The organism is Alsobacter sp. KACC 23698 (genome assembly GCF_045348435.1).
In the GTDB taxonomy this organism is placed as follows: Bacteria; Pseudomonadota; Alphaproteobacteria; order Rhizobiales; family Beijerinckiaceae; genus Alsobacter.
The window spans coordinates 5,146,571-5,167,500 of record NZ_CP157484.1 but is presented as its reverse complement, the minus strand read 5'-3'; the positions used below and the strand labels follow the sequence as shown (position 1 = coordinate 5,167,500).

19 protein-coding genes and 1 pseudogene (1 of these 20 cut by a window edge) are annotated in these 20,930 nt (G+C 71.6%); 13 read left to right on the top strand and 7 right to left on the bottom strand.

Going from position 1 to position 20,930, the window contains the following annotated elements:
* Positions 1–296 carry the 5' end (the start) of an HWE histidine kinase domain-containing protein gene (locus ABEG18_RS24800; protein WP_406855705.1) on the bottom strand. 763 nt of this gene lie to the left of the window's left edge, so 296 of the gene's 1,059 nt are visible here — the first part of the coding sequence; the start codon lies at positions 294–296; its stop codon lies beyond the left edge, outside the window.
* A 302-nt stretch (positions 297–598) separates the two neighbouring features.
* Here ABEG18_RS24800 and ABEG18_RS24795 point away from each other — a divergent pair, with 302 nt between their 5' ends.
* From ABEG18_RS24795 to ABEG18_RS24780, 4 genes are all read left to right on the top strand, one after another.
* On the top strand, positions 599–1,303 hold the full coding sequence (locus tag ABEG18_RS24795; RefSeq protein ID WP_406855704.1) for a Crp/Fnr family transcriptional regulator: 705 nt from the start codon (positions 599–601) through the stop codon (positions 1,301–1,303).
* 96 nt (positions 1,304–1,399) lie between these two features.
* Positions 1,400–1,747 carry a hypothetical protein gene (locus ABEG18_RS24790; protein ID WP_406855703.1) on the top strand — a complete coding sequence of 116 codons (348 nt, stop codon included), beginning with the start codon at positions 1,400–1,402 and terminating at the stop codon, positions 1,745–1,747.
* A gap of 109 nt (positions 1,748–1,856) precedes the next feature.
* Positions 1,857–2,090, top strand: coding sequence for a hypothetical protein (locus ABEG18_RS24785; RefSeq protein ID WP_406855702.1), 234 nt, complete (start codon positions 1,857–1,859; stop codon positions 2,088–2,090).
* 221 nt (positions 2,091–2,311) lie between these two features.
* Positions 2,312–2,809: a helix-turn-helix domain-containing protein gene (locus ABEG18_RS24780; RefSeq protein ID WP_406855701.1), complete on the top strand. Its 498-nt coding sequence runs from the start codon at positions 2,312–2,314 to the stop codon at positions 2,807–2,809.
* Here the strand turns inward: ABEG18_RS24780 and pqqE are convergent.
* From pqqE to pqqA, 4 genes and pseudogenes are all read right to left on the bottom strand, one after another.
* Positions 2,778–3,920 (bottom strand): pyrroloquinoline quinone biosynthesis protein PqqE, encoded by a 1,143-nt coding sequence (gene pqqE / locus ABEG18_RS24775; protein WP_406855700.1) that lies wholly within the window; start codon positions 3,918–3,920, stop codon positions 2,778–2,780. The genes ABEG18_RS24780 and pqqE overlap by 32 nt on opposite strands.
* A pseudogene (gene pqqC, locus ABEG18_RS24770) lies at positions 3,917–4,971 on the bottom strand (pyrroloquinoline-quinone synthase PqqC). The gene pqqE and the pseudogene pqqC overlap by 4 nt, the downstream one beginning before the upstream one ends.
* Positions 4,968–5,867 carry a pyrroloquinoline quinone biosynthesis protein PqqB gene (gene pqqB / locus ABEG18_RS24765; RefSeq protein WP_406855699.1) on the bottom strand — a complete coding sequence of 300 codons (900 nt, stop codon included), beginning with the start codon at positions 5,865–5,867 and terminating at the stop codon, positions 4,968–4,970. The pseudogene pqqC and the gene pqqB overlap by 4 nt, the downstream one beginning before the upstream one ends.
* Positions 5,868–5,964: 97 nt before the next feature.
* Positions 5,965–6,057, bottom strand: coding sequence for a pyrroloquinoline quinone precursor peptide PqqA (gene pqqA, locus ABEG18_RS24760; RefSeq protein ID WP_406855698.1), 93 nt, complete (start codon positions 6,055–6,057; stop codon positions 5,965–5,967).
* A gap of 174 nt (positions 6,058–6,231) precedes the next feature.
* Between pqqA and ABEG18_RS24755 the strand changes: the two genes are divergently transcribed.
* Entirely contained in the window at positions 6,232–6,930 is a 699-nt protein-coding gene (locus ABEG18_RS24755; RefSeq protein WP_406855697.1) for an ABC transporter permease, read from the top strand.
* An 18-nt stretch (positions 6,931–6,948) separates the two neighbouring features.
* On the opposite strand, the gene ABEG18_RS24750 is transcribed toward ABEG18_RS24755, so the two are convergent.
* Both ABEG18_RS24750 and ABEG18_RS24745 read right to left on the bottom strand, forming a co-directional pair.
* A complete protein-coding gene (locus ABEG18_RS24750; RefSeq protein ID WP_406855696.1) occupies positions 6,949–7,140 on the bottom strand; it encodes a DUF6494 family protein in 192 nt (63 codons plus the stop codon).
* 27 nt (positions 7,141–7,167) lie between these two features.
* On the bottom strand, positions 7,168–7,974 hold the full coding sequence (locus ABEG18_RS24745) for a substrate-binding domain-containing protein (protein ID WP_406858704.1): 807 nt from the start codon (positions 7,972–7,974) through the stop codon (positions 7,168–7,170).
* Between the two features lie 334 nt (positions 7,975–8,308).
* Here ABEG18_RS24745 and ABEG18_RS24740 point away from each other — a divergent pair, with 334 nt between their 5' ends.
* From ABEG18_RS24740 to ABEG18_RS24705, 8 genes are all read left to right on the top strand, one after another.
* Positions 8,309–9,970 (top strand): OFA family MFS transporter, encoded by a 1,662-nt coding sequence (locus ABEG18_RS24740; RefSeq protein WP_406855695.1) that lies wholly within the window; start codon positions 8,309–8,311, stop codon positions 9,968–9,970.
* A 206-nt stretch (positions 9,971–10,176) separates the two neighbouring features.
* The gene (locus ABEG18_RS24735) at positions 10,177–11,892 is read left to right on the top strand and encodes an NAD(P)H-dependent oxidoreductase subunit E (protein WP_406855694.1); all 1,716 of its coding nucleotides are present in this window, start codon (positions 10,177–10,179) and stop codon (positions 11,890–11,892) included.
* Positions 11,893–11,905: 13 nt separating this feature from the next.
* Positions 11,906–14,668, top strand: a complete 2,763-nt coding sequence (fdhF, locus tag ABEG18_RS24730; protein WP_406855693.1) for a formate dehydrogenase subunit alpha — start codon at positions 11,906–11,908, stop codon at positions 14,666–14,668.
* A 22-nt stretch (positions 14,669–14,690) separates the two neighbouring features.
* On the top strand, positions 14,691–15,257 hold the full coding sequence (mobB, locus tag ABEG18_RS24725; RefSeq protein ID WP_406855692.1) for a molybdopterin-guanine dinucleotide biosynthesis protein B: 567 nt from the start codon (positions 14,691–14,693) through the stop codon (positions 15,255–15,257).
* A complete protein-coding gene (gene glp / locus ABEG18_RS24720) occupies positions 15,241–16,491 on the top strand; it encodes a gephyrin-like molybdotransferase Glp (RefSeq protein ID WP_406855691.1) in 1,251 nt (416 codons plus the stop codon). The genes mobB and glp overlap by 17 nt, the downstream gene beginning before the upstream one ends.
* Before the next feature lie 4 nt (positions 16,492–16,495).
* Positions 16,496–17,611 carry a hypothetical protein gene (locus ABEG18_RS24715; RefSeq protein ID WP_406855690.1) on the top strand — a complete coding sequence of 372 codons (1,116 nt, stop codon included), beginning with the start codon at positions 16,496–16,498 and terminating at the stop codon, positions 17,609–17,611.
* The gene (locus ABEG18_RS24710) at positions 17,608–19,563 is read left to right on the top strand and encodes a molybdopterin biosynthesis protein (RefSeq protein ID WP_406855689.1); all 1,956 of its coding nucleotides are present in this window, start codon (positions 17,608–17,610) and stop codon (positions 19,561–19,563) included. The genes ABEG18_RS24715 and ABEG18_RS24710 overlap by 4 nt, the downstream gene beginning before the upstream one ends.
* 76 nt (positions 19,564–19,639) lie before the next feature.
* Positions 19,640–20,902, top strand: coding sequence for a Gfo/Idh/MocA family protein (locus tag ABEG18_RS24705; protein ID WP_406855688.1), 1,263 nt, complete (start codon positions 19,640–19,642; stop codon positions 20,900–20,902).
* The last annotated feature ends 28 nt before the right edge of the window (positions 20,903–20,930 follow it).

Genomic DNA, 20,930 nt, shown 5'->3' with positions numbered 1-20,930 from the left:
TTCGGGCCCGGAATCCTGAACACGATTTCGAGGCGGGCGCCCTCGCACAAGGCCCGTTCGATGGCGGCCGCGGCCTTGTCGCGGTCTTCCGGGTGAATGGTGTCGAGCAGGCGGCTCACGGTGCCGGCGTCGCGCGCCTCGTCGCGCCAGCCCAGCACCCGCCAGCAGATCTCGCAGCCGGAGAGACGTCCGGCGGCGTCGATCTCGCACGCCCCAAGATCGGCCGCCTGCAGGAACGCGGACCGGCGGCCGGCGTCGTGACCGGAGAGGAGGGGCTCGTCAACTCGCAGCGTCATGGCCACCCATCGGACATCCCCCTCCACCGGCCGATCGCCCCGCCGCGAACCGCGGCCCCCCTTTGCGGGGATGCGCTGCCTTGCCGACGACCATAACGCCCTGCCGTCGTGAGCTAAACCGTCGCCCCATAGCCCATACGGACTAGGCGGGCGTAGCCTTTGCGGCAGCATGGCGAGCGCGGGCCCGAGATGGTTCAACTCGATGGTGCATCGCCGCAAGGGGGGCCGGCGCAAGCGGCCGCTTCATGGGCGGTCCGAGCTTCGGCCGGGCCGGCGTCGGGCGACGCGCATGGAGGGGCGTCATGGACAGTGAGTATGCATGGGCGAGCCTGCGCTCGCGCCCAGAGATTGCGGACGGCCAGGGCCGCGCCGCCAGGGGGGCGATCGCGAGCCTTCACCCGTTGGGGGCCGGATTCGAACGCGCCGGCCATCCGACGGCCGGGTGCCTGGTGGACGCGCCGGCGTCGCACGTCGTGTTCTGGCAGGACGAGGTTTCGCCGCGCCTGGCGCTGGTGGAGGAGGGGCTGGTGCGGGCGGTGCGCCTGTCGGCCGGCGGAGAGCGCCAGATCCTCTGCTTCTTCTGGCCGGGCGACATGGTGTCGCCGCCGGGCGGGGACGGCCCGCGCTTCACCGCCGAGACTGTGACGCGGACCCGCCTGCGCTGGCTCGACCGCGACGACGATCGGCGCCGCCTCGGGACCGAGCGCATGCTGCAGGAGCTGGTTGGGCTGCTCGGCGTGATGGCCCACAGGTCGGCGCCCGCGAGGCTCGCCTGGTTCCTGCTGCGGATGCGTCCGCATCTGCCGCCCGCGGCCGCCCGCGACGAGCCGGACGCGCTGCGCTGCATCGTGCCGCGCGCCGACATGGCGGACCATCTCGGCATGGCGTCGGAGACGGTCTGCAGGCTGCTGGGCGAATTCCGGGATCTGGGGATGATCGCCCTGCCGACGCGCAAATCCATCCGATTCCTGGAGCCGAACCGATTGGCGCGTCTGGCGCGCAGCTGAATCGGGGCGATATGGCCCGGAATCCGGCGAAAACCGCCATCCGGAAACCAGGCGGCGCGCACGGCGTTTCGGGATGGAAACCGACAGGAGGATCTCATGGCGATCGATCAGATGGGCGTTCCCGGAGCCGACCCGAACCGTCCGGAGCCGCGCCGCAACGAAGCCGCCGACGCCTGGATGGCGGTCGCGACCGAGATGATGGACTGCAGCATGCGGGCCATGGCCCGGTCGATGGAGATCATGACCGCCGCGTCCGGTCCGATGCCGATGGACCAGCGCCTCGAGGCGCAGCGCAAGGGCATGCTGACGGCCTTCGACGCCGGCGTGAAGGACATCCAGAAGCTCTGGACCATGGCGGCCGACGCGGCCGGCGCCTCCGTCAAGCTCGCTGCTCCAGCCCAGGGCCGTCCGCCCGGATCGGCCGGGGCCGGGCTGTCCAGCTGAGGCCTGAAACGGCCTGTGGACGGCGCCCGGAATTCCGGGCGGACCTGACCGCCGTCAACTCTTTTCGGGGCGGCCCGGCGATGCTGAGACGCGATATCCTGAGTCCGCCATGCCGTTCCTCGACGCCTCCGCTCTCGACACCGACCCCGACGGCATGCGGTTGCTGGCGGCCGTCATCGCTCCCCGCCGGGGAGAGCGGGCGCGACCCGTCCGGGGCGCGCCGAAAGGCGGGAGCGAGGCGACGGAGCCGGCCAGCCCCAAGCCGCTGATCGGCCGCAAGCGGACGATCGCGGCTGCGGCCGGCGAGAAGGTCGGCTCAAGCCGCGGCCGGGCGGGCCTCTGATCGCGGTCCGAGCCTCATCCAGTAAAGCCAAGGGCTTAGCGGTGATAAAGCTTAAGGTTTATTGCGAAGTTTAGCGTTGCGCCCGACACTGGCCTTTCGTAGCGCACCGCTCCGGCGCCAGCCGAGGCGATGCGGCGCATCCCCCCACGCCGGACGATTCCGTCTTGCTACAGCCCATACTCCCCGACCATTCGCCGGATCGTCGGGGATCGGAGCACATCATGGACGAGACCGCCAGGTCCAACGACCCGCCGACTTCCACGCCCCGCGACGTGCGGCGGCGCGAGTTCGCGGCCAGGCTGCGCAAGCTGATGGCCGAGAGGGGCTGGGGCGTGAACGAGACCGCGCGGCGGGTCAAGTCCCATCTGCCGAGCGGGGTCGGGGTCAGCACCGCCAGCATCTCGTTCTACAAGTCGGGCCGGGTGCTGCCGCGCTTCCCGATCCTGAAGGCGATCGGCGAGACCTTCGACACGGACCTGGCGGATCTCAGCGACGAGGCCGAGCCCGACAAGCAGCGCAGGGCCGAAAGCCGCCGCAAGGCGCCGGCCCAGGCGCCGTCCTTCCGGCTGGAGGACGTCGGCGACGGCTACGCGTCGCTGCAGATCAACCAGCGCCTGCCCTGGCCGGTGGCCCTCCAGGTGCTGGCCGCCCTGAAGGCGGAGCCCAACGCCGCCGCCTCCGGCGCGGTCACGACCGAGGATCCCGCGGAGCCGACCTGAAACGCCGGTAGTCGTAGCCGGCGTCGCCGCCGGACGCGGGCTCCGCGTCGGCCTCGACCAGCTCGGCCATGCGGCCATGGTGGGGCGAGAGCCTGCAGACCGGGTCCGCATTGGCGGCGTCGCCGGTCAGCATCAGCGCCTGGCAGCGGCATCCGCCGAAATCGACGCCCTTGCGGGCGCAGGACAGGCAGGGCTCCTTCATCCAGGACACGCCCCGATAGGCGTTGAAGGCCGGGCTGTCGCGCCAGATGGCGGCGAGGCTCGCCTCCCGGGCGCTCCAGAACTCCAGGCCGGGGATGCTTTCGGCCGCGTGGCAGGGCAGCGCCTTGCCGGCGGGCGTGACGTTCAGCGTCCGGCGCGCCCAACCGCCCATGCAGGCCTTGGGATAGGCGGCGTGATAGTCGGGCAGTACGTGGTCGATGGCGATCCGGCCCTCGAGGTCGCGCTTCATCGCCTCGATGCGGTCGATCGCCGCCCGGGCGGCGTCGCGGTCGGGCAGGAGCAGCTTCCGGTTCGGGACGGCCCAGCCGTAATACTGCGTGTGGGCGATCTCCACCCGCCCGGCGCCCCACGCCATGGCGAGTTCCACCATCTCGCCGGCCCGCGCCACATTGGCCCGGTGGATCACGGCGTTGATGGTGAGCGGGAGGCCGGACGCCACGACGCGGCGCGCGACCTCGGCCTTGGCCGCGAAGGCGCCGCGATAGCCAGCGATCACGTCGGCGGAAGCGGGCTCGGAATCCTGCACGGAGAGCTGGACATGGTCGAGCCCGGCCTGGGCCAGGGCGTCGATCAGCTCGGGCCGGAAGCCGACGCCCGACGTGATCAGGTTGGTGTAGAGCCCCTCGGCGGCGCAATGCGCGACGAGCTCGACGATGTCGCGGCGGATGGCCGGCTCGCCGCCCGAGAGGTGCACCTGCAGGACGCCGAGCGCCGCGGCCTCCGAAAACACGCGCTTCCAGTCGGCCGTGTCCATCTCGCGCGAGCGGGCCTCCAGCTCGAGCGGGTTCGAGCAATAGGGGCATCCGAGCGCGCAGCGATGGGTCAGCTCGGCGAGAAGGCCCAGGGGCGCGGCGACGACGCCGGAGGCAGGCTGGAGCGGAGCGTTCATAGCGTGATCATGCGCTTGGCGGCCATATCGGACAACAGGGCGCGGACATCCGCGTCGATCCGGTCGCGCGGGGCGGCGAACGCTCCCGCAAGGTCGTCCACGATCGCCGACAGGGTGCGCTCGCCGTCGCAGCGCTTCAGGATCTCGGCCGCGACCGGGTTGGGCTGGATGACGCGCTCGGGGGCGAGCAGCACCCAGGCCTTGCGGACCTCGTCGTGCTTCAGGCGCAGCCCCTTGGCCAGCTTCGGGCGGGCGTCGTCGGGGATCGGGGCGGGCGTCTGCGTCACCGGGCCGCGCCCTCGCCGGGGCGCCAGGCGCCGGGCGGGACATGCCCCTCCACATAGGCGTGCCAGAGCGCGTCGAGCTGGACCCAGAGCACGTCCGTCTTGAAGGTCAGCGCCGCCAGCACGGCCTGCTGCCGCTCCGCCGTGCGGGCGTGCTCGCGCACATAAGCGAGCGCGAAGGCGGAATCCTGCGCCGCCTGGGGCGGGCGGGCGGTGAAATAGGCCATGGTCTCGGCGCTGACGAAATCATAATGGGCGAGCATGCCGGACAGGCGCTCGCCGATGATCTGCGGCGAAAACAGCTCGGTCAGCGAGGAGGCGATCGCCTCCAGCAGCGTCTTTTCGGCGCAGAACCTCACATAGGCCTCCACGGCGAAGCGGGTCGCCGCCAGCACGCCCTGGGTGGACTCCACATAGGACCGGTCGAGACCGAGGCCCTGCGTCAGCCGCAGCCAACGGGCGATGCCGCCGTCGCCCTCGCGCTCGCCGTCATGGTCGACGATGCGCCGGCGCCACTCGCGCCGCAGCGCCGCGTCGTGCATACGGGTCAGCACGGTGGCGTCCTTGATGGGGATGCTGGCCTGGTAGTAATAGCGGTTCAGCGCCCAGGCGCAGACTTCGTCCCTGGTGCATTGGCCCCCATGCAGGCGGCGGTGGAAGGGATGCAGGTTATGGTACCGGCGCGCCCCGATGTCGCGCAGCGCCGCCTCGAGGGCGTCGGGAGACAGGATCTCGCCGGACGCCGGGGTGTCGCGATGTCCGCTCACAGTTCGAACTCCATTCCGTCATGCGCCACGAGCCAGCCGGCGGCCTCCACCTCGGCCCGCTCGGGCGAGGTCTCGATCAGGACCGGGTTGGTGTTGTTGATGTGAAGATAGACGCGACGCCCCAGGCCGAGGCCGGCCAGCGCCGCCATCGACCCGTCCGGGCCGGACATCGGCATATGGCCCATGCGGCGGGCGGTCTTGGGCGACAGTCCGAGGCGCGGCATCTCGTCGTCCGTGAAGGTGGTGCCGTCGAAGAACAGCAGCGGCGCGCCGTCCAGCCTGCGCCGCAGCGCCGGCGTCATGGCGGCGCAGCCCGGGGCGTAGACGAAACGGGTGCGCCCGTCCGTGACCTCGACCGCGACGACGCTTTCAGTCTCCGTGCCCAGGTCGACCTCCGCGCCCTCAAGGTATAGCGGGACCTTCCCGGGGACCGCGAAGGGGGTGACCACCAGGCCGAACCCGGTGTCGATCCGGGCGTCGAGCCGCATCGGGCGCTCCTCCACGACCGCGCGGTCGAGCACGCCGAACACGCCGTCGCCGCGCAGGACGTGGAGGGTGGTCTGGGTTCCGTAGAGGACGAAGGGCTGCTTCTCGCGCAGGGTCAGGAGGCCCGCCACATGGTCGACATCGCCATTGGTCAGGAGCACGGCCGCGATCGGGCTGTGGCGCCCCGGTCGCGCGGGACGCAGGGCTGGGGTCGCCAGGATCTGGGCCCGAATGTCGGGCGAGGCGTTGAGCAGGAGCCAGCTCTCCCCGTCGGCCGACACGGCGATGCTGGATTGCGTCCGCGGACGCACGTCGGGATCGCCCGCCCACGCCTTGCTGCAGACCGGGCAGGCGCAGTTCCACTGGGGAAAGCCGCCGCCGGCCGCCGATCCGAGTACGATGATCCGCACGATGCTGCCCGGGTTGGACGGGGCGGGGCGCGCCAGACGGCCCCGTCGCCCGCGCAGGGGCGCCGGGGCCGATCAGCGTGATCGTCCAGAATGCGGCTTAGAACTCGACGGGATCGATCTCGGCCGACTCGTAGCTCGTCACTTCCATACCGACGCAGATTTCGGTGAGTTCAGGTGTCGTCCAGGCCATCGTGAGCTTCCTCCATGAAGCAGGTGGAGCCTACGCCTCAAGAGCGTCGGCCCACAACGAGGGAGGCTAACAAAAGTTCAGCCGCTTGTCTCACGGTCGTAGGCGGAGAGCCGATCCGTCGCACGCGCCGGGCGGCCTGCTGCATTTTGTCCGGCGACCTGTTATCGCGGGGCCGTGGAAGACCTCGCCCTCGCGCTGCTCCTGGCGCTCCGCCTCATCGTCAGCTTCGATCCTGAACTCGTCGGCATCGTCGGGCTCTCCCTGCGCGTCAGCGCGACCGCCACGCTGATCGCCTTCGCGATCGGCGCTCCGCTCGGCGCGGCGCTGGCGGTGTGGCGCTTTCCGGGACGCGGCGCCGTGGTGGTGGGGGTCCACGCCCTGCTGGGGCTGCCGCCCGTGGTGGTGGGGCTCGCCCTCTATCTGCTGCTGTCGCGCGCCGGGCCGCTGGGCGATCTCGGCCTGCTGTTCACGCCGGCCGCCATGATCGCGGCCCAGTCCGTGCTCGCTTTGCCGATCGTGGTGGCGCTGTCGCACCGCGCCGTGGAGGCGAACTGGCGCGACTACGGGCCGGCGCTGCTGGTGGACGGCGCCTCGCGCCTGCGGGCCTGCGCCGAGATGCTGCGGATGGCGCGCGGCGCGCTCGTCACGGTCGCGCTCGCGGCCTTCGGGCGCTGCATCGCGGAGGTCGGCGCCATCCTGGTGGTGGGGGGCAACATCCGCGGCTTCACCCGCACGATGACGACCGCCATCGCGCTGGAGACCAGCAAGGGCGAGCTCTCCTTCGCGCTGGCCCTGGGCGTGGTGCTGATCTCGATCAGCGCCGCCGTCAGCGCCGCCGCCTTCGCGCTGCAGCGCTGGGCCGAGAGGGCCTGAGCCGTCAGCCGTCAGCCGTCAGCCGATCGGGATCTCGCCCTCGACGACATGGTCGAGCGCGCCGTCGTCGGAGACCAGGGTCATCCTGACCTTCAGGACGTCGCCCTTGGCCTTGCCGTCGCGCACGACCTTCTCGATCTCGCGCTGGGAGGTCACGCCGACCTCCTTGAGGAACTTGCGCAGCGCCATGTTGAACCGTTCTTCGTCCACGGCTTCACCCCTTTCTGGGCCCTCGTCTCAGGACCGTTCCGTCGATGCGTTCGGGAAGAAGAGCTGGCGTCCGTCGATCTTGTAGTCGGCCACCGCCTGCTGGCCCTCCGGCGAGATCAGCCAGTCGACGAAAGCCTGGCCGTCGGCGGCCTTCACGGAGGGATGGCGGGCGGGGTTCACCAGCATCACCCCATAGGGGTTGAACAGGCGCTGGTCGCCCTCGACCAGGATGGCGAGGTCGCGGCGGTTCTTGAAGGAGAGCCAGGTGCCGCGGTCCGCCAGCACATAGCCGCCGATCGCGGCCGCCATGTTGAGGGCCGGGCCCATGCCCTGGCCGATCTCCCGGTACCAGCCGTCGCGGGCCGCGGCGAGGTCGACGCCGGCGTCCTTCCAGGCGCGCAGCTCGGCCGCATGCGTGCCGGACCGGTCGCCGCGCGACACGAAAGGCGCCCGGGCGGCGGCGATGCGGCGGAACGCCTCCAGCACGTCAGGCTTCGCCGCGGCGGGCTGGCCGCCCGACGCGCCGGCCGGATCCTGCTTCGGGCCGATGAGCACGAAGTCGTTATACATGACGTCATAGCGCCTGACGCCCTGGCCCTCCGCCATGAAGGCGTCCTCGGCGGCCCGGTCGTGCACCAGCACCACGTCCGCGTCGCCGCGGCGGCCGATGTCGAGCGCCTGGCCGGTGCCGACCGCCACCACCTTCACGGCGACGCCGGTCTTGCGCGTGAAGGCCGGCAGAAGATGCCCGAACAGCCCGGATTGTTCGGTCGAGGTCGTCGAGGCGACCGTGATGAAGCGCTCCGGGGCCGCCTGCGTCTGCGACAAGGCCATGATGGGGCAAAAGGCCGCAAGGCAGGCGGCGAGGCTGAACAGGCGGCGGCTGACCATGGCGGAACGTCTCCCTCGGGCCAGCATAAGGGCCGATCCGCCCTCGGGCTAGCCGGCCCGGACCCCAGCCGCCAACACTGCAACGCCAAGTTGCGCCATCAGTACTCGGCGTTTCTGTATTGGACTAAAGTCGCAGATCGAGCAGAGACGCCGGTTCTTGCGAGTTGACTTGCATAAAGCCAGCCGTAAGGAGAAAGTCCTGGCGCGGTGGAAGTCGAAGAGCTTCGCCGTGGGGAACGATGAGCGTTCGCAAACGGGCGCCTCCAAGGAGAACGACATGAGCGCATACACGACGGCTGGGTCCGCCACGGACGCCGGCGCCGGGCTATTGGATCGCGAGAGGATCATCGCCCGGCCGGGCTTCAACCGATGGTTGGTGCCGCCCGCCGCGCTGGCCATCCACCTGTGCATCGGGATGGCGTATGGCTTCAGCGTGTTCTGGCTTCCCCTGTCGCAGGCCCTGGGCGTCACCAAGCCGGTCGCGTGCCCGGACATCGGGCTGATGGGATCGCTGTTCAGCACGAGCTGCGACTGGAAGGTCAGCGATCTGGGCTGGATGTACACGCTGTTCTTCGTTCTCCTCGGCTCCGCGGCGGCGATCTGGGGCGGCTGGCTGGAGCGGGCCGGCCCGCGCAAGGCGGGCGTGGTCTCGGCGCTGTGCTGGTGCGGCGGCCTGCTGATCTCGGCGCTCGGCGTCTACACCCATCAGCTCTGGCTGCTGTGGCTCGGCTCGGGCGTGATCGGCGGCATCGGGCTCGGGCTGGGCTACATCTCGCCCGTCTCGACGCTGATCAAGTGGTTCCCGGACCGGCGCGGCATGGCGACCGGCATGGCCATCATGGGCTTCGGCGGCGGCGCGATGATCGGCTCGCCGCTGGCCGACATGCTGATGAACTATTTCAAGTCGCCGACCTCCGTCGGCGTCTGGCAGACCTTCGTCACCATGGCGGCGATCTACTTCGTCTTCATGATGGCCGGCGCCTTCGGCTATCGCGTTCCGCCGGCCGGCTGGCGCCCGGAGGGCTGGACGGCGCCGACCGAGTCCGCCAACGCGATGATCACCCACCGCGACGTCCACCTGCGCGACGCCCACCGGACGTGGCAGTTCTGGGCCATCTGGCTCGTGCTCACCCTCAACGTCAGCGCCGGCATCGGCGTGCTCGGCATGGCCTCGCCCATGCTGCAGGAGATCTTCGCCGGCTCGCTGATCGGCCAGCCGGCCGTCGGCTTCACCGACCTCAACCCCGACCAGAAGAAGTCCATCGCCACCATCGCGGCGGCCTTCGTGGGCCTCTTGTCGCTGTTCAACATCGGCGGCCGCTTCTTCTGGGCGTCGATGTCGGACCATATCGGCCGCAAGATGACCTACGCGACCTTCTTCGGCCTCGGCATCCTGCTCTACGCCCTGGCGCCGTGGGCGGCGCACGCCGGCAGCATGGTCCTGTTCATCGGCTTCTTTTGCATCATCCTGTCGATGTATGGCGGCGGCTTCGCCACGGTGCCGGCCTATCTGGCCGACATCTTCGGCACCCAGTTCGTGGGCGCCATCCATGGCCGGCTGCTGACCGCCTGGTCCACCGCCGGCATCATCGGCCCGGTGGTGGTGAACTACATCCGCGAGGCGCAGATCGCGGCCGGGGTGCCGCGCGCCCAGGTCTATGACCGCACGATGTACATCCTGGCCGGCATGCTGGTGCTGGGCTTCGTCATCAACCTCACCATCAGGCCGCTGCACGAGAAGTGGTTCATGAAGGACGAGGAGGTCGCCGCCCTGCAGGCCAAGGCCAAGGGCGCGGTCGCGGCCACGCAGGGCGGATCCTTCGGGATCGGCCGCGGCGGGCTGACGCCGATCTCGGGCCTGGCGTGGCTGGCGGTCGGCGTGCCGATCCTCTGGGGCGTCTGGATCACGCTGTCCAAGTCGCTGGTCCTGTTCCGCTAAGCGGCCTCTCGCTTCTCCGCCGCCGGCCCCACAAGGGCCGGCGGTTCCGCTTCAGCCAGCGGCGAGACAGCGCAGTCGAATTGCTGCAGCGCAGTAATGACAGCGCCGCCGAGCTATGGTCTGATCTACTGGCATGCCAGATACCTCGAAGGCCGGGAGCCCGCCGCTCCCGCTCGGGGACAGAGAAAAACAGGCCGATCCGCGCAATGACTGAACACCGCGACGCCAATGTTCTGCGCTTCGAGCACCCGGGTCTGGGTCGCAAGCGCGCCAAGTCGACGCCGAAGGGCCGGCAGGTCGATCCCAAGGCCCAGGACGAAATCGCAGCCCTGCTGGGGGATCTCCCGCGGCGGCGCGACCTCCTGATCGAGCACCTGCACCTGATCCAGGACCGCTACCACCAGATCTCGGCCGCCCACCTGGCGGCCCTGGCGGACGAGATGAAGATGGCCTTCGCGGAAGTGTTCGAGGTCGCGACCTTCTACGCGCATTTCGACGTCGTGAAGGAGGGCGAGCCCGCCGTCCCGCCGCTCACCGTGCGGGTCTGCGACAGCCTCACCTGCGAGCTCTACGGCTCGGAGAAGCTCATCAGCGAGCTCAAGGCGCAGGTCGGGCCGGACGTGCGCGTCGTCCGCGCTCCCTGCGTGGGGCTGTGCGACCAGGCGCCGGTGGCCGAGGTCGGCCACCACTTCCTGCACAAGGCCACGCCCCAGACGGTGGCGGCCGCGATCGCGGCCGGCGACACGCACCCGCATGTGCCGAGCGACTATGTCGACTACGACGCCTATGTGGCGGGCGGCGGATACGCGCTGCTCGGCAAGCTGCGCAGCGGCGAGATGAGCACGGACGAGCTGCTGGCGAAGCTCGACGGCGCGGGGCTGCGCGGCCTCGGCGGCGCCGGCTTCCCGACCGCCCGCAAGTGGCGCGCCGTGCGCGGCGAGCCCGGCCCGCGCATGATGGCGATCAACGCCGACGAGGGCGAGCCCGGGACCTTCAAGGACCGCCACTACCTCAACACCGACCCGCACCGCTTTCTGGAGGGCACGCTGATCGGCGCCCATGTGGTGGAGGCCGAGGACGTCTACATCTATCTGCGCGACGAATATCCGGTGGCGCGCGAGATCCTGCTGCGCGAAATCGCCAAGCTGCCGGCCGGCGGCCCGCGCATCCACATGCGCCGCGGCGCCGGGGCCTATATCTGCGGCGAGGAGTCCTCGCTGCTGGAGAGCCTCGAGGGCAAGCGCGGGCTGCCGCGCCACAAGCCGCCCTACCCCTACCAGGTGGGCCTGTTCGGCCTCGCGACGCTGATCAACAATGTCGAGACCGTCTACTGGGTCCGCGACATCGTCGAGAAGGGCGCGGAGTGGTGGACCGGCCAGGGCCGCAACGGCCGCGTCGGCCTGCGCACCTTCTCGGTGTCGGGCCGGGTCAAGAACCCCGGCGTGAAGCTGACCCCGGCGGGCGTCACCATCCGCGAGCTCATCGACGAGTATTGCGGCGGCATGGAGGACGGTCACCAGTTCCGCGCCTATCTGCCGGGCGGAGCCTCGGGCGGCATCCTGCCGGCCCACATGGACGACATCCCGCTCGATTTCGGCACGCTCGAGAAATACGGCTGCTTCATCGGCTCGGCCGCCGTGGTGGTGCTCTCCGACAAGGACAGCATCCGCGACGCGGCGCTGAACCTGATGCGCTTCTTCGAGGACGAGAGCTGCGGCCAGTGCACGCCCTGCCGCATCGGCACCGAAAAGGCCGTGAAGCTGATGCAGCGGCCCGTCTGGGACCAGGAGCTCCTGACGGAGTTGTCCCAGATGATGCGCGACGCCTCCATCTGCGGACTGGGCCAGGCGGCCTCCAATCCGCTGATGTGCGTCATCAAATATTTCCCCGACGCATTCGCGCCGCGCGTCGCGGCCGAGTGAGGGAGCCCGCAGGATGAATGTGACGTTCGAACTGGACGGCAAGACCGTCGAAGCCGCTCCCGGCGAGACCATCTGGGAGGTCGCGCGCCGCGAGGGCGTCGAGATCCCGCATCTGTGCTACCTGCCCGAGCCGGGCTACCGGCCGGACGGCAATTGCCGCGTCTGCATGGTGGAGATCGAGGGCGAGCGCGTGCTCGCCGCCTCGTGCATGCGCGCCCCGACGGTGGGCATGAAGGTGAAGACCGCCTCGGCGCGCGCCGAGAAGGCGCGCGAGATGGTGATGGAGCTGCTCGTCGCCGACCAGCCGGCGCGCGAGACCTCGCACGACCCGGACTCCAAGTTCTGGGGCTGGGCCGACAAGACCGGCGTCACGTCGAGCCGCTTCCCGGCGGCCGAGCGCTGGAAGGCCGACGTCAGCCACACCGCCATGCGGGTCAATCTCGACGCCTGCATCCAGTGCGGGCTGTGCGTGCGCGGCTGCCGCGAGGTCCAGGTCAACGACGTCATCGGCATGGCCTACCGCAACGCCGACGCCAAGGTGGTGTTCGACTTCGACGACCCCATGGGCGAGAGCACCTGCGTGGCCTGCGGCGAGTGCGTCCAGGCCTGCCCGACCGGCGCGCTGATGCCGGCCGCCTATCTGGACGACAACCAGACCCGCACGGTCTGGCCCGACAAGAAGGTGGACTCGCTCTGCCCCTATTGCGGCGTCGGCTGCCAGGTGACCTACAACGTCAAGGACGAGAAGATCGTCTATGCGGAAGGCCGCAACGGCCCCGCCAACCAGAACCGCCTGTGCGTCAAGGGCCGCTTCGGCTTCGACTACATCCATCACCCGGACCGGCTGACCAAGCCGCTGATCCGGCTGCCGAACGCGCCCAAGCACGCCGAGGACCAGGTCGACCCGGCCAATCCCTGGACGCATTTCCGCGAGGCGACCTGGGAGGAGGCGCTCGACGCCGCCGCCGGCGGGCTGTCGCGCATCCGCGCCGAGAGCGGCCGCAAGGCGCTGGCGGGCTTTGGCTCCGCCAAGGGCTCCAACGAGGAGGCCTACCTGTTCCAGAAGCTGGTGCGCACCGGCTTCGGCTCCAACAATGTCGACCACTGCACGCGCCTGTGCCACGCCTCCTCGGTGGCGGCCCTCATGGAGGGCGTGAACTCCGGCGCGGTGTCGGCGCCCTTCGCGGCCGCCCTGGACGCCGAGGTCATCATCGTCATCGGCGCGAACCCGACCGTGAACCACCCGGTGGCGGCGACCTACATCAAGAACGCCGTCAAGAAGGGCGCCAAGCTGATCGTCGCCGACCCGCGCCGGCAGCTCCTGTCGCGGCACGCGACCTACCACCTGGCCTTCAAGCCCGGCAGCGACGTGGCGATGCTCAACGCCATGCTGAACACCATCATCGAAGAGGGCCTGACCGACGACAACTACATCGCCGGCTACACGGAGGGCTTCGAGGAGCTCAAGGAGCGCATCAAGGAGTTCACGCCCGAGCGCATGGAGGCGGTCTGCGGCATCCCGGCCCAGACCCTGCGCGAGGTGGCGCGGCTCTACGCCCGCTCCAAGGCCTCGCTCATCTTCTGGGGCATGGGCATCAGCCAGCACGTGCACGGCACGGACAACGCCCGCTGCCTGATCGCGATGGCGCTCACCACCGGCCAGATCGGCCGTCCCGGCTCGGGCCTGCATCCGCTGCGCGGCCAGAACAACGTCCAGGGCGCGTCCGACGCCGGCCTGATCCCGATGGTGTTCCCGGACTACCAGTCGGTCGAGAAGCCCTCCATCCACAAGATGTTCGAGGAATTCTGGCAGTCCGAGCTCGACGAGAAGCGCGGCCTGACCGTCGTGGAGATCATGGACGCGATCCATGCCGGCCAGATCCGGGGCATGTATATCGAGGGCGAGAACCCGGCGATGTCCGACCCGGACCTGCAGCACGCCCGGCAGGCGCTGGCCAAGCTCGACCACCTCGTCGTGCAGGACCTGTTCCTCACCGAGACGGCGTTCCACGCCGACGTGGTGCTGCCGGCCTCCGCCTTCGCCGAGAAGGTCGGCACCTTCACCAACACGGACCGGCGCGTGCAGATCGCCCGCCAGGTGATCAAGCCGCCGGGCGACGCCCGCCAGGATTGGTGGATCATCCAGGAGATCGGCAAGCGCATGGGCCTGCCCTGGACCTACGAGCATCCGCGCGACGTCTTCGCCGAGATGGCGATGGTGATGCCGTCCTTCGCCAACATCACTTGGGAGCGGCTGGAGCGCGAGGGCGCGGTCACCTATCCGGTTGACGCGCCGGACAAGCCCGGCAACGAGATCATCTTCGCGCAGGGTTTCCCGACCGAGAGCGGGCGCGGCAGGATCGTGCCGGCGCGCGTCACCCCGCCGGACGAAATCCCGGACGACGAGTACCCGATGGTGCTCTCCACCGGCCGCGTGCTGGAGCACTGGCACACGGGCTCCATGACCCGCCGCGCCGGCGTGCTGGACGACCTCGAGCCGGAGGCGGTGGCCTTCATGTCGCCCCGCGACATGGGGCGGCTCGGCGTGTCGCTCGGCTCCTTCATCCGGCTGGAGACCCGCCGCGGCGCGGTCTCGGTCAAGGTCCGGGCCGACCGCGACGTGCCGCAGAACATGGTCTTCATGCCGTTCTGCTACGCGGAGGCGGCCGCCAACCTGCTCACCAACCCGGCGCTGGACCCCTTCGGCAAGATCCCGGAGTTCAAGTTCTGCGCCGTCCGGGTCGCCCCGGAGCCGGTCAGCACGGCGGCGGAGTGAGCCGCCCCGGGAGCGTCCTGCGATGCGGGTGATCGGGCTGGCGGGGTGGAGCGGGTCCGGCAAGACGCGGCTCGCCGCCGCCCTGATCCCCGTGCTGGCGGCCCGGGGCCTGCGAGTCTCGACCGTCAAGCACGCCCACCACGCCTTCGACGTGGACACGCCCGGCAAGGACTCCTGGACGCACCGGCAGGCCGGCGCCGGCGAGGTGCTGGTCTCGTCGCAGAACCGGTGGGCGCTGATGCATGAGCACCGGGGCGAGGCCGAGACGCCTCTCTCGGAGCTGCTGAAGCAGCTCTCGCCCTGCGACCTCGTGCTGGTGGAGGGGTTCAAGCGGGCGCCGCTGCCCAAGCTGGAGGTGTACCGCGCCGTGGTGGGCAAGCCGCCGCTGCATGCGCGAGACCCCAACGTCGTTCTGGTGGCGTCGGACGATCCCTGCCCCGAGGCGCGCGTGCCGGTGCTCTCGCCGGACGACCTGCCGGCCCTCGCCGACGCCGCCCTGGAGGCCGCCCGGCCGATCGGCGACGTGATCGCCAGCCTGGAGGCGGTTTTGATCGCGATGGACCAGGTGGACCATGGCCCAACTCAGTGACGACGCCTTCGCGTTCGGCGGCGAGCTGATGCCCGTCGACGACGCGCTCGCCCTGATGGCGCAGCGCGTCCGGCCCGTCGCCGGCGTGGAGCGGGTCGCGCTGTCGCGGGCGGACGGCCGCATCCTGGCGCAGGACCTCGTCGCCGCGATCCCGCTGCCGCCCTTCGACAATTCCGCCGTGGACGGCTACGCCGCCGCCACGGCAGACCTCGATCCCGCCGGGCCGACCCGCCTGCCGGTGCGGGGCCGCGTCGCGGCGGGCCACGCCGCGCAGGATGTCGTCTCCGGCTCGGCCATGCGGGTGTTCACCGGCGCGCCGGTCCCGCCCGGCGCCGACATCGTCTTCATGCAGGAGGACGTCACCCTGCAGGACGACGGCGCGGTCAGCCTGCCGGCCGGGTTGCGGGCCGGCGCCAATCTGCGCAGGGCCGGCGAGGACGTCGCGGCCGGCTCCGTCGCGCTGCCGGCGGGCCGGCGCCTGCGCCCGCAGGACCTGGCGCTCGCCGCGGCCGTCGGGGCGGCCGAGCTGCCGGTGCGCAGCGCGCTTAGGGTGGGCGTGTTCTCCACCGGCGACGAATTGCGCGAACCCGGCGAGCCGCTCGGCCCGGCGCAGATCTACGATTCCAACCGCACCCTGCTGGGCGGCCTGCTCGGGCGGCTCGGCGTGACGGTGGTCGATCTCGGCCGGCTGCCGGACGACCGGGCGTCGCTGGAGCGCTCGCTGCGCGACGCCGCCGCCGGCCATGACCTGCTGGTGACGTCGGGCGGCGTCTCGACCGGCGAGGAGGACCATGTCCGGGCCGCCATCGCGGCGACCGGTTCGCTGGTGTTCTGGCGCCTCGCCATCAAGCCCGGCCGGCCCGTGGCGCTCGGGGTGATCGCGGGCACGCCCTTGGTGGGGCTGCCGGGCAACCCGGTCGCCGTCTTCGTCACCGGCGCGCATGTGCTGCGCCCGTTGGTGGCGCAGCTGCGCGGCGAGACCTACGCGCCGCCGGCGGGGTTTCCGGTGCGGTCGGGCTTCGACTACCGCAAGAAGAGCGGGCGGCGCGAATATGTGCGGGTGAGCCTGCAGGCCGAGCCCGGCGGTCACGTGGCCGTCAAGCACCCCCAGGACGGGGCGGGCGTGCTCAGCTCGCTGACCGAGACGGCCGGGCTGGTCGAGCTGCCCGAGGATGCGCTCTCGGTCGCGCCGGGCGACGCGGTGCGGTTCATCCCGTTCGGCCTGCTCTGGTGAGGCCGTGACGGGCGGCTCTCCCCCGGCCGGCGCCTCGCGGGTGACCCGGCTCGCGCCGCTCGACGTCGCCCTGGCGCGATGGCTGGAGGGCGTCGCGCCAGCCCCGCCGCGGCCCGCTGCGCCGCTCGACGCCATCGGGGCCACGCTCGCCGAGACCGTGCGAGCGGCAGAGGCGTCGCCGCCCTCCGCCACCGCGCTGCGCGACGGGTGGGCCCTCTTCGCCGCCGACACGGTCGGGGCGACCGGCTACGCGCCGGCCTTCCTGCCGGCCGCGCCGGTCTGGGTGGAGACGGGCGACCCGCTTCCGCCCGGCGCCGACGCCGTGCTGCCCGACGCCGCGCTCGACCGGCAGGGCCCGCTCTGGGCCTGCCTGGCGGCGGCCGCCCCGGGCGAGAACATGCGCCGGGCCGGCGGCGACGTCCCGGCCGGGACGGCGCTGGCGCAAGCCGGCCAGACGGTCACGCCCGCCCTCGCGGCCGCCCTGGCGGCGGCCGGCGTCGCGCAGGTCTCCATCCGTCTGCCGCAGGCGAGCCTCGCCGCCGGGCTCGATCCGACCGCCGCAGCGGTCTTGCGCGCCCTGCTGGGGCCCTTCGGGGAGATCACGTCCGGGCCGGGGCCGATCCTGGTCGAGGCGCGCGGAGCTTCAGCGCCCGCCGGCCCGGACGAGACCCCGATCTCCGCCGCGCTCGCGCTGTCGCCGGGAGAGGGCGTCGGCCTCGCGGCGCGGGGCGGCGCGGCCGTGCTCCGGCTGCCGCGGGGCTTCGGCCCCGCCGTCGCGGCCTGCCTGGCGCTGCTGCGGCCGGCGCTGGACAAGGCGGCCGGACGGGCCGCCGCCGCGCCGGACCTGTCGCTGCCGCTGGCCCGCAAGATCTCCAGCCGCATCGGCTGGAGCGAACTCGCGCTGCTCGACGTCGTGGACGGCTGGTTCGCGCCGCTGGCGACCGGCGACGTCACCATCGCGGCCTGGGCGCGGGCCAAGGCCTGGGCGCTGATCCCGCCCGAGAGCGAAGGCGCGCCCGCCGGCGCCGTCCTGGCGGCCTTCTCCTTGCCGGGCGGCCCGCACACCCCACATCCGGGCGAGGCCGATGATCGCCGGGCCCCCGATGGAGACCTCGCATGAGCGCGCCGACGCCTCCGCCGCCGTCCGGACAGGACCAGTTCCTCACGGTTTTGTCCCGCGACGAGGCCGTTCGGCGCTGGACCGCCGCGCTGCGCCCCGCGCCGCTGGGGCGCGAGACGGTCGCCCTCGCGGCGGCGCTGGGGCGGGTGCTCGCCGCCTCGGTCGCCGCGCCGATCGACGCGCCGCCTTTCGACCGCTCGCAGGTCGACGGCTTCGCGGTGCGCTCCGCCGACATCGCCGGGGCGACTGAGGCCGAGCCGGCGCGGCTGGCCCTGAACCCCGAGACGGTGGCGTGCGGGGTCGCGCCGAAAATCGCCGTGGCGCCCGGGACCGCCACCCCGATCGCGACGGGCGGCCCCATTCCGCGCGGGTCGGACGCCGTCGTCATGGTGGAGCACACCGACCCCGACGGAGACGACGCCATCCTGGTCCGGCGCGCCAGCCCGGCGGGCGGGCAGATCGCCTTCGCGGGGTCGGACATCGCCCGCGGCGAGGTCGTGCTGCGGGCCGGCGCGACGCTGGGAGCGCGCGAGATCGGCATGCTGGCGGCCTGCGGGATCGCCGAGATCGACGTGTTCCGCCGTCCGCGCGTGGCGGTGCTGTCGACCGGGGACGAGCTCGTCCCCCCGGGCGCGCCGCTCGGGCCGGCGCAGATCTACGACTCCAACGGGCCCATCGTGGCCGCCGCTTTGGCCGAGAACGGCTGCGAGCCCGTGCTGCTCGGCGCCGTGCCGGACGACGCCGCGGCGCTCGAGGCGGCGCTTCGGAAGGCCCTTGCGGAGCATGACGCCGTGGTGCTGTCGGGCGGCACCTCCAAGGGCGCGGGCGACCTCACCTACCGGCTCATCGACGGGCTCGGCGCGCCCGGCGTCGTGGCCCATGGGGTGGCGCTGAAGCCCGGCAAGCCGCTCTGCCTGGCGGTGTGCGCGGCCAAGCCCATCGTGGTGCTTCCCGGCTTCCCGACCTCGGCGATGTTCACCTTCCACGACATCGTCGCGCCGGTCCTCAGGATCCTCGCCGGCCAGCCTGCCCGGACCGAGAACGCCGTCCCGGCGCGGCTGGCGGTCCGCCTCGCGTCGGATCTCGGCCGCACCGAATTCGTCATGGTGTCGCTCATCCGCGGACAGGGCCCGGAGGGCGGGCGGGAGCTCGTCGCCTTCCCGAACGGGAAGAGCTCGGGGTCGGTGTCGAGCTTCTCGCAGGCGGACGGCTTCGTCACCGTCGACGCCATGCTGGACGGCGTCGACGAAGGCTCGACCGTGGAGGTGACGCTGCTGACGCCGACGCTGCGCCTGCCCGACCTGGTGATCGTCGGCAGCCACTGCGTGGGCCTGGAGCCGCTCTTGGACGTGCTGGCCGGGGAGGGCGTGGCCGCGCGCAGCATCGCGGTCGGCAGCCTCGCCGGGCTGGCGGCGCTGCGGCGCGGCGAATGCGACGTCGCCCCCATCCACCTGATGGACCCGGCCACGCGGGTCTACAATCGGCCGTACCTCCCGGAGGGCGTCGCGCTGGTTCCGGGCTGGGGCCGCCTGCAGGGCTTCGCCTTCGCGGCCGGGGACGCCCGCTTCGCGGGCAAGACGCTGGAGCAGGCGCTGGCCGCGGCGGCGGAGCCGGGCGTCCTGATGGTGAACCGCAACGCCGGCTCGGGCACCCGCATCCTCGTCGACGGCCTGCTGGCCGGCCGCAGGCCGGAGGGCTACTCGAACCAGCCGCGCTCCCACAACGCCGTCGCGGCCGCCATCGCGCAGGGCCGGGCCGACTGGGGCGTCACCATCCGGCCGGTGGCGGAGGGTTACGGGCTGGGCTTCATCCCGATCGCGGACGAGGCCTATGATTTCGTGGTTCCCCGCGACCGGCTGGATTCGCCGGCCGTGAAGGCGTTCCTGGCGGCCCTGGCGCGGCCCGACATCCAGGCCGCCTTGCGCCAGCGCGGGTTCACGCCGGCGGCCTGAGGCGGCCCCGGAACCATCCCGCACAGCCGCGATTACCTCCGCGAAATGGACCAGCGCCAGGCCGCGGAGACGCCCCATGACCATCGACACGAGCCGCCGCACCTTCACCAAGACCGCGGCCCTGGTCGGCCTCGGGGGCTGGGCCGCCAGCGCGCTGCCGATGCGCCAGGCCGCCGGCGCGCCCGGCGGGGCGGGAAGCCCGGATGGGGCGCCGGTCCTGGCCGCCGCGCCGGCCGAGGGCGCCGGCGGCTCCGACCCGATTCCGCTCGCCCCGCCCGACCGGCAGCCGCCGGACCTGAAGATCCCGGAGGCGAAGCGCAAGATCGGCTTCGCGGTCGTGGGGCTCGGCGAGCTCGCCCTGGCGGAGATCATGCCGGCCTTCGGCTCGGCCCGCATGGCGGTCCCGGTGGCGCTCGTCAGCGGCCACGAGGACAAGGCCAAGAAGGTGGCCGCCGCCTACGGCGTCGATGCGGACGCCATCTACGACTATGACGAGTTCGACGAGATCGCCGACAACGAGGACATCGACGTCGTCTACATCGTGCTGCCCAACCACATGCACGCCGAATACACGATCCGGGCGCTGCGGGCGGGCAAGCACGTGCTGTGCGAGAAGCCGATGGCCCCCACCGTCGAGGAGTGCGAGCGGATGATCGCCGTCGCGCGGGAGACCGGCCGCAAGCTGATGATCGCCTACCGGCTCCACTATGAGCCGCTCAACCAGAAGGTCATGGAGCTGTGCGGCCGCAAGGAGCTCGGCGCGGTGAAGACCTTCGCGTCCAGCAACTGCCAGGACCAGAAGGCGCCCAATATCCGGCTCAGCAACGCCACCGCGGGCGGGCCGCTCGGCGATGTCGGCATCTACAGCATCAACGCCGCGCGCTACGTCACCGGCGAGGAGCCCGTGGAGGTGTCGGCCTTCGCGCATCAGCCCAAGGACGACCCGCGCTTCCGCGAGGTGCCCGAAAGCGTCGCCTATACGATGCGCTTTCCCTCCGGCGCGCTGGCCCATTGCGACTGCAGCTTCGGGGCCGCGGTCGACCGGCGTTACACCGTGCACTGCGCCAAGGGGGTGATCGATATGAACCCCGCCTTCAGCTATGCGGGCCTGCGCCTGAAGGTGAAGCAGGGCGAGGAGGCCAAAGGCGACGCCCGCGACCAGGAGCTGCTGATCCCGCAGGTGAACCAGTTCGCCGCCGAGATGGACCACTTCGCCGAATGCGTCGCCGAGGACAAGCAGCCGTCGACGCCGGGCGAGGAAGGCCTGGCCGACATGCGGGTCATCACCGCCCTCTACGAGGCCATCCGCACCGGCGGGACCGTCAAGGTGAGCCGCTAAGGCCGTTTCGGCCGCATCCATCCTCGAG

Coding starts and splice junctions, on each gene's coding strand:
- ABEG18_RS24710 (WP_406855689.1), top strand. CDS start 17,608: ATGAGCGCGCCGACGCCTCCGCCGCCGTCCGGACAGGACCAGTTCCTC.
- ABEG18_RS24780 (WP_406855701.1), top strand. CDS start 2,312: ATGGACGAGACCGCCAGGTCCAACGACCCGCCGACTTCCACGCCCCGC.
- ABEG18_RS24790 (WP_406855703.1), top strand. CDS start 1,400: ATGGCGATCGATCAGATGGGCGTTCCCGGAGCCGACCCGAACCGTCCG.
- pqqA (WP_406855698.1), bottom strand. CDS start 6,057: ATGGCCTGGACGACACCTGAACTCACCGAAATCTGCGTCGGTATGGAA.
- fdhF (WP_406855693.1), top strand. CDS start 11,906: ATGAATGTGACGTTCGAACTGGACGGCAAGACCGTCGAAGCCGCTCCC.
- ABEG18_RS24745 (WP_406858704.1), bottom strand. CDS start 7,974: ATGGCCTTGTCGCAGACGCAGGCGGCCCCGGAGCGCTTCATCACGGTC.
- glp (WP_406855691.1), top strand. CDS start 15,241: ATGGCCCAACTCAGTGACGACGCCTTCGCGTTCGGCGGCGAGCTGATG.
- mobB (WP_406855692.1), top strand. CDS start 14,691: ATGCGGGTGATCGGGCTGGCGGGGTGGAGCGGGTCCGGCAAGACGCGG.
- ABEG18_RS24795 (WP_406855704.1), top strand. CDS start 599: ATGGACAGTGAGTATGCATGGGCGAGCCTGCGCTCGCGCCCAGAGATT.
- ABEG18_RS24740 (WP_406855695.1), top strand. CDS start 8,309: ATGAGCGCATACACGACGGCTGGGTCCGCCACGGACGCCGGCGCCGGG.
- ABEG18_RS24705 (WP_406855688.1), top strand. CDS start 19,640: ATGACCATCGACACGAGCCGCCGCACCTTCACCAAGACCGCGGCCCTG.
- ABEG18_RS24785 (WP_406855702.1), top strand. CDS start 1,857: ATGCCGTTCCTCGACGCCTCCGCTCTCGACACCGACCCCGACGGCATG.
- ABEG18_RS24735 (WP_406855694.1), top strand. CDS start 10,177: ATGACTGAACACCGCGACGCCAATGTTCTGCGCTTCGAGCACCCGGGT.
- pqqE (WP_406855700.1), bottom strand. CDS start 3,920: ATGAACGCTCCGCTCCAGCCTGCCTCCGGCGTCGTCGCCGCGCCCCTG.